Origin of the sequence: Streptomyces sp. NPDC006879 (assembly GCF_042869595.1) — a bacterium.
In the GTDB taxonomy this organism is placed as follows: domain Bacteria; phylum Actinomycetota; class Actinomycetes; order Streptomycetales; family Streptomycetaceae; genus Streptomyces.
Window position 1 is genome coordinate 52,765 of the sequence record NZ_JBIAGC010000033.1, and the last position, 14,007, is coordinate 66,771.

The following is a 14,007-nucleotide window of genomic DNA, read 5'->3' on the forward strand; positions in this document are numbered from 1 at the left end:
CGCGCCTCCCCCCCCCCCCCCCCCCCCCCCCCCGCCCCCCCCGCCCCCGCCCCCGCCCCCCCCCCCCCCCCCCCCCCCCCCCCCCCCCCCCCCCCCCACAGGTGTGCGATCGGCACTGCGCCGGCGTCATCACCCGGTCAGGGCGGCGGGCCGGCCTCGGCCTCCCACCGGGTTCAGACCACCGGCACGGGGAACGTCGGGTACTCCACCCCGGACACGTGCTGGACCACGCGGATGACCTGGCAGGAGTAGCCGAACTCGTTGTCGTACCAGAGGTAGAGGATGGCGTCGTCGCCCTCCACCTTGGTTGCGCCGGCATCGACGATCGAGGCGTGGCGCGATCCGATGAAGTCGCTGGAGACCGCGTCGGGGGCGCTGATGAAGTCGATCTGACGCTTGAGCGGCGAGGTCAGCGACACGTTGCGGAGGTAATCCAAGACCTCTTCGCGGTTGGTCTCGCGGCCGAGCCGCAGGCTGAGGATCGCGATCGAGACGTCCGGCACCGGGACTCGGATGGAGCTACCGGTGATCCTCGCGTTGAGGTCCGGCAGCGCCTTGGCGACCGCGGAAGCAGCACCGGTCTCGGTGATCACCATGTTGAGCGGCGCCGAACGACCCCGACGGTCAGAACTGTGGTAGTTGTCCAACAGGTTCTGATCGTTGGTGAACGAGTGAACGGTCTCCACGTGACCGCGCAGGACGCCGTACTCGTCCGCCATCGCCTTGAGCGGCGGGACGATCGCGTTGGTGGTGCAGGAAGCGCAGGAGATGATCTGCTCGTCCGGCTTGATCATGTCGTGGTTGACGCCGTGGACCACGTTGAGGACGTCACCCTTGCCGGGCGCGGTCAGAACGACCTTGGCGATACCCGGCTGAAGGTGCTTGGACAGGCCCTCACGGTCACGCCACTTGCCGGTGTTGTCGACGAGGATCGCGTCCTTGATCCCGTACTCGGTGTAGTCGACCGAGGTCGGGTCGTCGGAGTAGATGACCTTGATCTCGTTGCCGTTGGCGATGATCGTGCTGTTCGCCTCGTCCACGGTGATGGTGCCCTGGAACTGGCCGTGGATGGAGTCACGCCGCAGCAGCGAGGCCCGCTTGACGAGGTCCTGGCCCGCACCCTTGCGGACGACGATGGCGCGCAGTCGAAGCCCGTTGCCGGAGCCGGCCTTCTCGATGAGCAGGCGCGCCAGCAGGCGGCCGATGCGGCCGAAGCCGTAGAGGACGACGTCGCGCGCTTCCCGGCGTTCGATCTTGTTGGCGCCGGTGGCTCCGGATACGGCCCCGGCGGTGAACTCCTCCACCGACAGACCCCGGCCGTCTGCCTTGTACGTGGCGGCGAGCATGCCGATGTCGATCTGGGAAGGCCCGAGATCGAGGCTGGTGAGAGCCTGCAGGAACGGCAGGGTCTCGGTGACCGAAAGCTCTTCACCGGCGATCTGCCGGGCGAATCGGTGGGTCTTGAGGATGCTGACCACCGACTTGTTCACCAAGGAGCGGCTGTGGAGGAGGACGGTGACGTCCCGCTCCCGATGCAGCTTCCCGATGATCGGGATCATCGACTCCGCGATCTCCTCGCGGTTCTTCCAATTGGTGAACGAGTCGTCATTGACAGTCACAGGTTTATCTTTCGAGCTAGGCGGCGCTCATATGCTAACCCCTCCCCCTTTCGCCTCTCCAAGGGGTGCCCATCAAGCAGGCAGCGGCCGGAACTCCGGCGTGGCACCCCGGGCGGAATCAGGCCGTATCACCCGCCCCCGCATGTCGATGGCCGTCCCTGTTTCCGGCGCGCCGGCCGCCACCCCCACTCGCTGGCAGAGCCCGTGATCCATCCGTGGCCGTTCGCCTCCGGCCCCGCGCGCCACCTCACCGTGGGAGCGCGCACTGGTTACCTTCCGCGTTCATGACTGCCTCTCGCCGTTCGGTCCTCGCCGCCACAGCAACCGCCACCGCCGCGGCTCTGTACCCGACCCTCGGCTCCTCGCCCGCCTCCGCCGGGGCCCGGGGGCAACACCCCACACCCGTACGATCCGGATTCGAACGGCTGCGGAGCGACGGCTACCGGCTCCTGGAAGGCCAGAGGGTCGGGGTGCTCACCAACGCCACGGGCGTCACCCACGACTGCCGCGGCATCGTCGAGGTCATGAAGGACGACCCCCGCGTCGAGGTCACCGCCATCTTCACGGGTGAACACGGCTACCGCGGCACCCCGCAGGCCGGCGAGTCCGACGGGGACACGGTGGACGGCCCCACCGGCCTGCCCGTGTACGACACCTACAGGCGGAGCGGCAAGGTCCTCGCCGATGTCATCGCGCAGTCACGCATCGACACCCTCGTCTACGACCTCCAGGATTGCGGAGCCCGCTTCTACACAAGCATCTGGACCCTTTTCGACGCCATGGCGTCCGCGGCGATGGCGGGTCGTCGCTTCGTCGTCCTCGACCGACCGAACCCCATCACCGGTCGAACCCCGCTCGGGCCGGTCCTGGACAAGGGGTACGCCAGCTTCGTGGGGCGCGAGCCGATCGCCCAGGCCCACGCCATGACGCCCGGGGAGCTCGCTCTGCTCTTCAACGAGCGCTTCCTGCCGGCGGTCGGCGGACGCCGGGTCGACCTCGAAGTGGTGACGTTGTCCGGTTGGAGGCGGAGCGAGTTCTACGATGCGACGGGGCTGCCGTGGGTCCCACCGAGCCCCAACATGGCCACTCCCGACACCGCGCTGGTGTACGCCGGAACCTGCCTGTTCGAAGGCACCAACCTGTCCGAGGGGAGAGGGACCGTCCGCCCCTTCGAGCTGCTGGGCGCTCCGGGCATCGACGGTTCCTGGGCGGAGGCCGCCAACACGCTCTGCCTGCCCGGGGTCTACTTCCGTGAGGCGTACTACACGCCTACCTTTTCGAAGTACGCCGGTGAGGTGGTCGGCGGACTCCAGATCCACGTTCACGACCGCGCGGCCTACGACCCGGTGCGTACCGCGATCGGGCTCCTGATCACTGCGAAGCAGACGTGGCCGGACTTCGCCTGGCACCCGGACCACTTCGTCGACAAGCTCGCCGGCACGGACCGGCTGCGCGTCATGATCGACCGGGGCGCCACCCTTGAGGAGGTCGTCTCCTCCTGGCAGCCGGAACTCGCGGTCTTCGATTCAGTGCGCGCAAACCATCTCCTGTACCACTGACCGCCAACCGCAATTGGGCGATCCGCCACTCCAGCGAGGAATCCCGCGAGCAGCCTTACGACGTGGATCAGGCACACCATCCGAAGATCCGTCAGAGCGGATCTTGAGATTCTCCTGATTTCGCCGGTACTCGGGTGATACCACGTGAACCAGAGAACGGAGAGAGCACACATAGTGGGGGCGTGTGACCGGTGCACCACAGGGGATATGTGATCGAGGCAACGAGTCGGGGCCGGAGATCCAGAAGGGGGATCGCGACCGCCTTGTCCGGCTGCCTACTGGTCAGTGGCTGTAGCAGCCTCCTCGGCCAGGAAGAGGACACGAAGGACGCAATGGAGATCGCCAAACCGGTGATCATCGAGATGGCGAAGGACGCGCTCCCCCGGATGCTGAGCGCGTCGACCAGGGCATCTCTCATCGGAACGTTCGCCGTCGAGGTCATCGCGGCGGAGCAGGCCAAGGAAGCCGATTCCACCTACCTTCTGATACGTCGGAAAAACAAGGGCAAAACTTCCGTCAGCGTCTTCCGGTTCCCCACCAGACGCAAACTGCGGATCAGCATGAACGGAGAATTCGTACAGGAGGTGGAACACAACCGAATAACCATCACCGTCGCCCCTGACACGAACTCACGCATTTCCGTCGTCGATGCACACACCGGCGACAGGCTCCACCGGGAGGGAAGTTTCCGCCTCTTCGGCTGGGGAGCCAAGGAAGCCTACGACCTCGACACGGGGAAGTCCGGGGACGCCGATTCTGATTCCACGACCTTCAAAAAGGGGCACGACCTCCGCGTCGCCTCCTTGACGGAAACCTTCGGCAAGGGGCTGGGTATCCGCATGGCCAACGGCGCTTCCGCAGCCATTGTCAAGAATTCCAAGCAGGCCACTTATGACGGCTGCGCCTCGCTGCCCGCCGACAAGTGGAGCGGGCGCATGTTCAACTCCGACCCGTTGGAGGTGCACCCCACGTTCTGCGTGCGCACGAGCGATGGGCGTTACGGCAGGGTGCGGATGAAGCTCGACCTGTCGTACCACTACGTGTTGTGGGAGGTCCCGGCCAGCACCTGACGGGTGGCCGGCGCACCCGAAGAAGCGTGGCCGCCGCCCCCCAGCGCGGCGGCCACTCGGCTCACCTTACTCGTGTCATATGCGCCAGGGGAGTACCTGCACGACGCCTCCACAGCACCCTTGACGGCCCATCACGTGGACCGGGACCCGCCGTGGGTCAACTCAGAAGGGCATAGACCGTGGAAGCCTTGGCCGCCGCCACGTCGGACCCCTCGGGCATGAGGGCAACGTCGGCGAAGGCCATGCGCCGACCGAGTTTGGTGATCTGCACGTCGACGAGGAGGTCCACGCCCGTCACGGGCCGCTGAAAGGTCATGGACTGCTGCACCGTGGTCATCGGGCCGTAGGAGCCACGGGCGGCCGAGATGGCGATGACGGTGGCGGTATCGGCAGCGGCCATCATGGCCTGCCCGCAAAGCCCACCGCCGTCCCGAGCCAGTCTCCCCGACCAGGGCAGACGCAACAGGGCATGCCGCTCCCCCGTCTCAGCCACCGTAAGACCCAGGTCGAGCACCCAGGGAGCGAAGCAGTCGGTCAGGATCTTGTCGGCCTCGTGGGGCGTCAGCGTCACAGGGGCAATTGTGGCTGCCGTTGCATGACACCACAACACCCCGACGAAGCGCCGCGCCGCCGGCGGGCGCCCCGGGGGAGGTGTCCCCCTGATCCGGGGCCGCCCGCGACCGGGTACTGCTCGCCGGCCGGCACGTTGGGGAGTCAGAGCGTGGCGGCCAGTTCGGTGCCCTGACGCACGGCCCGCTTGGCGTCGAGTTCAGCGGCCACGTCGGCACCGCCGATCAGGTCGACCGTGGCTCCGGCCTCGACCAGTTCCTCGTACAGGCCACGGCGCGGTTCCTGGCCGGTGCACAGGACGATGGTGTCCACTTCCAGGGTGTGGGCTGTCCCGTCGACGGTGTAGTGCAGCCCCTGGTCGTCGATGCGGTCGTAGCCGGCTCCCGCCACCGTGGTCACACCGCGGTGGCGCAGTTCGGTGCGGTGGATCCAGCCGGTGGTGGTGCCCAGCCCGGCGCCGACCTTGGTGGTCTTGCGCTGGAGCAGGTGGACGGTGCGCGCGGTGGTGGGGCGCTCGGGAGCGCGCAGGCCACCTCGTTCCTGGTAGGCGGTGTCCACGCCCCAGTGTCGGAAGTAGGTCTCGGGGTCAGCGCTCGCCCCGTCCCCCGCGTCGGTGAGAAACTCTGCGACGTCGAAGCCGATTCCACCAGCGCCGATGATCGCGACACGCTCGCCGACCTGGACTCCTTCACGCAGCACGTCGAGGTAACTGACGACGCTGGGGTGCTCGACCCCTTCGATCTGCGGGGTGCGGGGGGTCACACCCGTGGCCACCACGATGTGGTCGTAACCGGCCTCGATGAGCTCCTGCGCGCTGGCGGTGCTGTTCAACCGGACATCGACGCCGGTCGCGGCCAGCTGACTGCGGTAGTAGCGCAGCGTCTCGTCGAACTCCTCCTTGCCCGGGATGCGGCGGGCCACGTCGAGTTGGCCGCCGATGTGGGCCGCGGACTCGTAAAGGGTGACCTGGTGGCCGCGTTCAGCGGCCGAGACGGAACAGGCCAGGCCCGCGGGTCCGGCACCGACGACGGCGATGCGCTTGGCGAGCCGGGTCGGGGAGAGTACGAGTTCGGTCTCCCGGCAGGCCCGGGGGTTGACCAGGCAGGTGGTGAGCTGGCCGCTGAAGGTGTGGTCGAGGCAGGCTTGGTTGCAGCCGATGCAGGTGTTGATGGTCTCGGGCCGGCCAGACTCGGCCTTGGCCACGAAGTCGGGGTCCGCGAGGAACGGCCGGGCGAGGGAGACCATGTCGGCGCGCCCGTCGGCGAGCAGCTCTTCGGCGACCTCGGGGGTGTTGATCCGGTTGCTGGTGATCAGCGGGATCGTGACGGCGCCCATCAGCTTCTGGGTGACCCAGGTGTAGGCGGCGCGCGGCACGGAGGTGGCGATGGTGGGGATGCGCGCCTCGTGCCAGCCGATGCCGGTGTTGATCAGGGTGGCGCCGGCCGCTTCGATCTCCTTGGCCAGGGCGGTGACTTCTTCGAAGGTGGACCCGCCGGGGACCAGGTCGAGCATCGACAGCCGGTAGACGATGATGAACTCGGCGCCGACGGCCTCACGGGTACGGCGGACGATTTCCAGAGGGAAGCGCACCCGGTTCTCGTAGGAGCCGCCCCAGCGATCCTCGCGCCGGTTGGTCTCGGCGGCGATGAACTCGTTGATCAGGTAGCCCTCGGAGCCCATGATCTCTACGCCGTCGTACCCCGCGGACTGGGCCAGGCGGGCCGCCCGGACGAAGTCCTCCACCGTCTGCTCGACTTCGGCGTCACTGAGTTCGTTCGGCACGAAGGGGCTGGTGGGGGCCTTGAGCGGGCTGGGCGCGACCAGCTCGGGGTGGTAGGCGTAGCGGCCGAAGTGCAGGATCTGCATGGCGATCTTGCCGCCTTCGCGGTGCACCGCCTCGGTGATGACCCGGTGCTCGGCGGCTTCCTCGTCGGTGGTGAGCCGAGCGCCACCGGGGAAGGGGCGTCCCTGGTCGTTCGGAGCGATGCCACCGGTCACGATGAGGCCCACGCCGCCGCGGGCGCGTTCGGCGTAGAAGGCGGCCAGGCGCTCGAATCCGCGTTCGGTCTCTTCCAGGCCGGTGTGCATCGAGCCCATGAGCACTCGGTTCGACAGGGTGGTGAATCCCAGGTCGAGCGGGCTGAGCAGATGCGGGTAGCGGCTCGGGCTGGTCGGGCTCGGGCTCATCGGGGCGCCTCCTCGCGCGGTGGTGATGACCCTGTTGTAGCGAGCCCTGGCATTTTTTGCAACTAGGTGCAAAAGAATCTCACACTCCACCCCGGCGGTGATCAGGGCTCTCCCCCGCGCCTTCCGTCCCTCGATCACCGTCCAGGCTGCCGCAGCCCCCGCAGGTGCGAACCCTCCGGCGACCGGAGCGCGACGAGCTCGACCCCACCACAAGACCGACGGCCCGAATGGCGAGCGGGGAGCCGGAGCACCGATGGCCCTGGCACCCCGCGCGGCTGCCCTCAGCCCTCGGTGGCACTTGAACTAAGAACCTCAAGATGATCGGGACGACGCAGTCGCACCGTCACGATCTGAAAGGGCCTCAGCTCCAGTGCCAACGAGCCGTCGGCCGCCAGCCCGCACACGGCGTCCGCGGGCAGCGACCGCTCCAGTACGTCACACTCCTCGGCCGCCGCCACCGCGAACCCGGGGGTGAGCACCGCCCGGGCCCGACCCCCCAAGGACTCGTACACGCGGACGACCACATCCCCCGAGCCGTCCTCCGCCATCTTCACCGCTTCCACCACCACCGCCTCACCGTCAACCGTGACCAACGGGTCGACCGGGCCCGCACCGTGCAACACCCGCTCGGGCAGGTTGATGCCGTGCCCTTCACGGACGGCGTCAGCAACCGACGCTCCCGGGAGGAACGCATAGCTGAGGGCGTGCACGCCCTGGTCGGTCTCGGGATCCGGATAGCGCGGTGCCCGCAACAGCGACAGGCGAACGGTGGTGGTCTGACCACCGTCAGGGCGCACATCACGGGTCACATCGTGCCCGTAGGTGGAATCATTGACGACAGCGGCGCCCCATCCGGTCTCCTCCAGGTGGATCCAACGGTGGGCGCAGATCTCGAACTTCGCCGCCTCCCACGAGGTGTTGGTGTGGGTGGCCCGGAAGACATGACCGAACTGGGTCTCGGAGGCGCTGCGCTCCGCCTTGACGTCCACCGGGAAGGCCACCTTGAGGATCTTCTCCGTCTCCCGCCAGTCGATCTCCGTGTGCACTTCCACCGCCTTGCGGCCCGCCCGCAGGGTGAGCCGCTGGACCACCCGGGAGGCGCCGAAGGAGCGGCAGACCCGCACGGTCGCCGACTCGTCCCGGGGGGAGAGCAGTTCCACGCTGTCCACCTCCGTAAGATCGGTGACGCGGTGGCGGTAGAACTCGTCGAGGTCCCAGGCGTCCCACATGTTGGGGAAGTCCGGATGCAGTTGCAGCAGGTTCGCCGCCGCTCCCGGAGCAATGCTCTCCCGCTCGGCATCCAGATCGTAGGCCGAGACGACAAGCCCCCGGCCGTCGATCACCACCGACAGCCGGCCGTTTCCGAGCAGGAATCCGCCGTCGGACCGCCGCACCACCGTGACGGCTTCCGCCACCGCCCGCGGCACGGCGGCGCCGCCCGCGGGAACACCGCGACGCTCGTGCGGGGCGCAGTTGAAGACCAACTCGGCAACTCCCTGCCCGGCCAGGGCCCGCTGCGCCGCCTCGGTGATCGCCCGTAGCTCACGCTCCACCCGCCCATAGGTCTCCCGGGCCTCTCGGTGCACCCAGGCGATGGAGGAGCCCGGCAGGATGTCGTGGAACTGGTGCAGGAGCACGGTCTTCCAGATGCCCTCCAGCTCCTGCTGCGGGTACGTGAAGCCCGCCACCCTCACGGCGGCCGTGGCCGACCAGAGTTCGGCCTCCCTCAGCAACGACTCGCTACGCCGGTTGCCCTGTTTGGTCTTGGCCTGGGAGGTGTAGGTGCCTCGGTGCAGTTCCAGGTAGAGTTCCCCGGCCCACACCGGGGCCTGCGGGTACTCCTCCTGGGCCTTCTCGAAGAAGCGTGCGGGGCGCTCCACCTCGACCCGCGGGGAGCCTTCGAGGTTCCGCTGCCGACGGGCCCGGGCCAGCATCTCGCGGGTCGGACCACCGCCGCCATCGCCCCAGCCGAAGGGCACCAAGGACCTGGACCCCCGCCCCTTCTCACGGTAGTTGGAAGCTGCGTGCGCCAGCTGGTTGCCGCCGAGGTCGGAGTTGTAGGTGTCCACGGGGGGAAAGTGGGTGAAGACCCGGGTGCCGTCGATGCCCTCCCACCAGAAGGAGTGGTGCGGAAAGGCGTTCACCTGAGACCAGGAGATCTTCTGGGTGAGGAACCAGCACGCACCACTCAGCTTGACGATCTGCGGCAGGGCGGCGGTGTAGCCGAAGGAGTCAGGCAACCACACCTCCCGGGTGTCGATGCCGAACTCCTCCAGGAAGAACTTCTTCCCGTAGAGGAACTGACGGACCATCGCCTCACTGCCCACCATGTTGGTGTCGGACTCGACCCACATGCCGCCGACCGGAACGAACTGCCCTGCTGCCACCTTCTTCTTCACCCGCTCGAAGAGTTCCGGTCGATGCTGCTTGATCCAGTCCAGTTGCTGGGCCTGTGACATCGCGAAGACGAACTCGGGGTGCTCGTCCATCAGGTTCAGGACGTTGGAGCAGGTACGGGCCACCTTGCGGACGGTCTCCCGCAACGGCCACAGCCAGGCGGAGTCGATATGGGCATGGCCCACCGCGCTGATCCGGTGCGCCGAGGCGCGGGCGGGTGCCGCGAGCGCCGGTTCCAGTGCCGCTCGGGCAGCCGGTGCGGTGCCGGCCACGTCGGTCAGGTCGAGGACGTCCAGGGACCGCTCCAGGGCGCGCAGGATCTCGTACCGACGAGCATCGTCGCCGGACAGCTCACCCATCAGGCCGTGCAGGACCTCAATGTCCTGCACGAGTTCCCACACCTGCGGCTGGAAGACGGCGAGGTCCATTCGGGCCAGGCGGTACAGGGGCTCCTCGGAGGCCGTGAGCCGGTCCCCCTGCCGGCTGGGACGATGCTCGACCAGCACGGGGTTCGAGGCGGCCTCCACGTAGTACTCCACCCGCTCGCCACCTGCTGCCCGGTCGGTGACACGAATCCAGTCGTTGTACGGGTTGAGCGCCTTGACCTCGCTGCCGTCGGCCCGGTGTACCAGACCTTCGCACTGGAACCCGGGCATCATCCGGTCGAAGCCCAGATCGAGGACGGCTTCCACCGCGTGTCCGGCCCATGCGGTGGGGACGGCTCCAGTGACCTTGAACCACGTCGTCCCCCACGCCGGGCCCCACACCTCGCCTGCGGCAGCCGGCCGGTATCGGGCCATCAGCGCGGCTGCGACCGGGACGGGTTCACCGCCAGCCTCCCAACGCTCCACGGTCAAGGGCAACGGATCCGAGCGAACCGACGGCCTGATGCGTTCTGCCAGGACGCGACGGACTCGATGTTCGACGATGCTGCGGTCGTCATGCATGACTGCTGCTCCCGGGGATGGTCGAAACCTGCGGTCTTGGGGATCTGCGGGCGTGGTTTCACAGCGTGGGGGTCAAAGCTTCACCGCCCCCTCGCCGACACCCTTGAAGAAGAACCTCTGGAGGGCGAAGAAGAGCAGCATCATCGGCAACAGGGCAGCCATCGCGCCTGCGGCGATCAGGCGCTGGTCATTGACGGTACTGGCTCCGGCCAGGCTCTTCAGTCCCAGCTGGAGCGTGTAGTGCTCGGAGTCGGTCAGCACGATCAGGGGCCAGAGGAAGTCGTCCCAGGCCCCCATGAAACTGGTGATGCACACGACCGCGAGTGCTCCGCGGGCCGCGGGGAGGAAGACCCGGGTGAAACGGTGCCATTCGTTGGCCCCGTCCAGCAGCGCGGCCTCCTCCAGTTCGCTGGGCACGGCGAGGAAGGCCGCCCTCATGATCATGATGTTGAGTACCGAAACGGCACCCGGCAGCCAGACGCCGGCCAGGGTGTTCACCAGACCCATCTCCCGGATGGTCAGGAACATCGAGATCATCACGGACTCGAAGGGGAACATCAAGGTGGCGACCAGCACCGTGAAGACGACCCGCCGCCCCTTCCAGCCGGCTCGGGAGAGGGCATAGCCCCCCATGGCCCCGAACACGACGTTCGAGCTGACGGCGAGTGCGGCCACGATCAGCGTGTTCCCCACGTACTGCCCGAGGGGGAAGGCGTCGGCCACGCGCAGGTAGTTGTCCAAGGTGGGCTGGGACGGTAGGGCCCCGGCGTAGACGTTCTCCCCCCGCCCCTTCAGCGAGGTCAGGAACTGCCAGACGATCGGCCCGACCATCAGCACCAGCAGGAGGCACAGCGCCGCATACCGCCCGGCGAGCGCGACGAGGCGACGGACGCGGGTCCGCGCACCCGCGGTTCGCACGGCGACCTCCCCTGCGACCTGCGTGCGGCTCACCCTTCGTCCCCTTTGGACAGGCGGCGGCCCAGGAGGCTGAAGACCAGTGTCAGCAGGAACAGCAGGATCGAGATGGCAGCGGCATAGCCGGTCTCCCCGGCGAAGCCGAGCCCGACCTGCCGGATCAGGAAGGGCAGCGTACGGGCGCCGCCGCCCGGCCCCCCGCTTTCGCCCCCGAGGATGTAGATCTCCGTGAACACCCGCAGGGCGGAAATGGCCGACAGGGTGCCGACCAGCAGCATCATGGGCTTCACCGAGGGGACGGTGACATCTCGGAAGCGGCGTATCGGGCCGGCTCCGTCGAGGGCCGCTGCCTCATATAGGGCGGCGGGCACGTTCCCGAGGGCTGCGAGGTAGAAGACCATGTAGTAGCCCAGGCCCTTCCACACCGTCACGATCATCGCCGAGATCAGCAGCATGGTGCTGTCGGTGAGGAAGGGCACTGGTTCGCAGACCAGGCGCAGCTTCAGAAAGACGGTGTTCACCAGGCCGTCGCTGCGCAGCACCCATTGCCAGATCAGGCCCACGACGACGGCCGAGGCGATCACCGGGGTGTAGAACGCGGACCGGAAGAAGCCAATGCCCGGAACCTGTTTGCGGACCAGGACCGCCAACGCCAGGGGCAGCACCACCAGGCAGGGCACGACCACCAGGAGGTACAGGACGCTGTTGCCGGTCGCCAGCCAGAAGTCCCCGTCGCCGAGGGCACGGCGGTAGTTCTGCATTCCGACGAACTCGCCGCCGCGCAGGATCTGGGCGTCGGTCAGGGAGAGGATGACGGTGTTGACGAACGGCCAGAGGCTGAACAGCGCCACCAGGGCGAGACCGGGCGCGAGGAAGAGATAGGGCGTCCACCAGGCGCGGTGCGCCGGTTGGGACCCGCGTCCCGTTCGTGTCACGGGTGCGCCGCCCGCGTCGCCTTCGCCAGGATCGCATTGGCCTGTTCCAGGGCCCGCTCTACAGTGGTGCGGGCGCTCTGCTCGCCCTTGATGGCCTTCTGGACCTCCCGCACCACCGCGTCCCCCACCTGACTGGTCCACTGCACCGGGGTGTTGGCATCGAGGTCCGCGGTGCGCAGTTGCTCGGCCCCTACCGCGCGAGCCAGGGTCTCCGCATCGCGGCCGTCACCGCGGTCGGTGAAGTACGGGTCGTCCAACCCCCGGGCGTTGGACGGGTAGATCGTGGCCTTCTTGGAGAAGGCCACCTGGTTGGGGCCGTTCGTCACCCACTTGGCGAACTCCGCTGCGGCATCAGGGTGTCGGGTGTCCTTACGGATACCGAGCGACTGGGTGTAGATGCCGATGTGGCCGAGCTTCCCGGTCACGGCTCGGGCCACCCGGGTCTGCGCGTAGACCTGCGGAGCATTGCTCTTGATGTCTCGGACGAAGCCCGGGGAGCCGGGCCCGAACACCAACTTGCCTGCCCCGTAGAGCTGGTTGATGTCGTCTGACTTGGTGAGGGACTCCTTGGGCATCGCTCCCATGGCGTACAGCTTCGTCATCCGCTCCACCCATTCGACCGCCTTATCGGTTCCGAAGGTGAATCGGTCCCTGGCTGCGTTGAGGAGGGGCACGCCCATCTTCTGCCAGTCGCCGGGGAGCCGCCCCTTGGGGTCCGCCATGAAGGCGTGGTAAGCCCCGCCGGAGGCACTCGCGATCCGCTCCGCGTGGTCGAAGAACTGCTCGACGCTGGTCGGGGGCGCTTCGGTGTCGAGACCGGCACGACGGAACAGGTCCTGGTTGTAGGTGAGTATCTCGGGCGTGACGTACCAGGGATAGGCGTAGACACCGGCGCCCCTGGCGGGCAGCTTGTACTGTTCCCAGGCGCCCGGCACGTAGTCCTTGGCCACCTGCGGATCAAGGCGGGCGACGTCCGCGAGCATGCCTCGGTCGCCGAGGAGTTGGAAGGAGTCGGTGTTGAGGTTCACCACGTCGGGGAGCGCCCCTGCCTGGGCGTCCGCCACCAGCTTCTCGTTGTAGCCGTCGCCCGGTACGTCCTCCCATTTCACTTTCACCCGCGGATACTTGTCCTCGAAGGAGTCGATGACCCCCTCGACGTACCCGGTGAATACGGGTCTGAGCTGAAGGGTGCGGAAGGTGATCTCACCGGCCACCGTGCCGGTACGCTCAGCTTGTTCCGCACTACTCGTGCCCCCGCCACTGAGTCCACAGGCCGAGCTGGATAACAGTGCCGCGGCCAGTGCGACGGCAACTGCGAAACGGGTCCTTTTCCTCACGGTCATCGCTGCCCCTTCGCAAGGTCCGGAGTCTGTGCCGGAGAGCGGTGACAACGATGTCTGCCCTTGCTGGGCCCGTCAATGCCCAGCAAACGGGAACGACTCCACAACCGGCCGAACCCGGTTGGCGAAATCGAGGAGTCGTCTCCGCCGTTTCTGGGCGTCCGCAACGGCAGCTACCGCGCCCCGCCACCTCGCCGGAACACCTCCACACCCTGCACACGAGCGTGCCCCTCCACCTTGGAAAGCACCGAATCCGGCGCCGGGCTCCGGCCCACCGCACATGCGGGACGACTCAGCCGAGCTCCACAGAACTCCCCCGTCGAATACCCCTTACCCCCTGGACTAATGCGCTTTAGTCCATCCGATCCCACACTGAGCTCTTTCCAACCTGCGGCAGGAGCTTGGCGGTTGGGCTGACAGCGTGGTGAAGCCCCTGGTAGATGGGTTTTCGACCAAGAGAACCGTCTC

General features: G+C 67.6%; 9 protein-coding genes. 2 read left to right on the plus strand and 7 right to left on the minus strand.

Translation table 11 applies throughout. The features are described 5' to 3' along the window. Positions 1 to 173: 173 nt before the first annotated feature. Positions 174 to 1,619: a glyceraldehyde-3-phosphate dehydrogenase gene (locus ACFYMC_RS22100; protein WP_388528006.1), complete on the minus strand. Its 1,446-nt coding sequence runs from the start codon at positions 1,617 to 1,619 to the stop codon at positions 174 to 176. 284 nt (positions 1,620 to 1,903) lie between these two features. Here ACFYMC_RS22100 and ACFYMC_RS22105 point away from each other — a divergent pair, with 284 nt between their 5' ends. Together ACFYMC_RS22105 and ACFYMC_RS22110 are read left to right on the plus strand one after the other, a co-directional pair. After that, a complete protein-coding gene (locus ACFYMC_RS22105) occupies positions 1,904 to 3,178 on the plus strand; it encodes an exo-beta-N-acetylmuramidase NamZ domain-containing protein (protein ID WP_388528009.1) in 1,275 nt (424 codons plus the stop codon). A 350-nt stretch (positions 3,179 to 3,528) separates the two neighbouring features. Next, positions 3,529 to 4,248 carry a hypothetical protein gene (locus tag ACFYMC_RS22110; protein ID WP_388528012.1) on the plus strand — a complete coding sequence of 240 codons (720 nt, stop codon included), beginning with the start codon at positions 3,529 to 3,531 and terminating at the stop codon, positions 4,246 to 4,248. A 157-nt stretch (positions 4,249 to 4,405) separates the two neighbouring features. On the opposite strand, the gene ACFYMC_RS22115 is transcribed toward ACFYMC_RS22110, so the two are convergent. The 6 genes from ACFYMC_RS22115 to ACFYMC_RS22140 form a co-directional block, all read right to left on the minus strand. Continuing rightward, on the minus strand, positions 4,406 to 4,819 hold the full coding sequence (locus tag ACFYMC_RS22115) for a hotdog domain-containing protein (protein WP_388528015.1): 414 nt from the start codon (positions 4,817 to 4,819) through the stop codon (positions 4,406 to 4,408). 143 nt (positions 4,820 to 4,962) lie between these two features. Further along, complete coding sequence (locus ACFYMC_RS22120; RefSeq protein ID WP_388528018.1) at positions 4,963 to 7,005, minus strand: FAD-dependent oxidoreductase; 2,043 nt, start codon at positions 7,003 to 7,005, stop codon at positions 4,963 to 4,965. 281 nt (positions 7,006 to 7,286) lie between these two features. Continuing rightward, positions 7,287 to 10,349: an alpha-mannosidase gene (locus ACFYMC_RS22125; RefSeq protein WP_388528021.1), complete on the minus strand. Its 3,063-nt coding sequence runs from the start codon at positions 10,347 to 10,349 to the stop codon at positions 7,287 to 7,289. A gap of 72 nt (positions 10,350 to 10,421) precedes the next feature. Continuing rightward, positions 10,422 to 11,300: a carbohydrate ABC transporter permease gene (locus ACFYMC_RS22130; RefSeq protein ID WP_388528024.1), complete on the minus strand. Its 879-nt coding sequence runs from the start codon at positions 11,298 to 11,300 to the stop codon at positions 10,422 to 10,424. After that, on the minus strand, positions 11,297 to 12,199 hold the full coding sequence (locus ACFYMC_RS22135) for a carbohydrate ABC transporter permease (RefSeq protein WP_388528026.1): 903 nt from the start codon (positions 12,197 to 12,199) through the stop codon (positions 11,297 to 11,299). Before ACFYMC_RS22135 ends, ACFYMC_RS22130 begins: the two co-directional genes overlap by 4 nt. Further along, positions 12,196 to 13,542 (minus strand): ABC transporter substrate-binding protein, encoded by a 1,347-nt coding sequence (locus ACFYMC_RS22140; protein WP_388528029.1) that lies wholly within the window; start codon positions 13,540 to 13,542, stop codon positions 12,196 to 12,198. Before ACFYMC_RS22140 ends, ACFYMC_RS22135 begins: the two co-directional genes overlap by 4 nt. Between the last annotated feature and the right edge of the window lie 465 nt (positions 13,543 to 14,007).

Bases quoted from the DNA above. Each gene is read 5' to 3' on its own strand.
- ACFYMC_RS22105 (WP_388528009.1), top strand. From the start codon at position 1,904: ATGACTGCCTCTCGCCGTTCGGTCCTCGCCGCCACAGCAACCGCCACC.
- ACFYMC_RS22120 (WP_388528018.1), bottom strand. From the start codon at position 7,005: ATGAGCCCGAGCCCGACCAGCCCGAGCCGCTACCCGCATCTGCTCAGC.
- ACFYMC_RS22125 (WP_388528021.1), bottom strand. From the start codon at position 10,349: ATGCATGACGACCGCAGCATCGTCGAACATCGAGTCCGTCGCGTCCTG.
- ACFYMC_RS22140 (WP_388528029.1), bottom strand. From the start codon at position 13,542: ATGACCGTGAGGAAAAGGACCCGTTTCGCAGTTGCCGTCGCACTGGCC.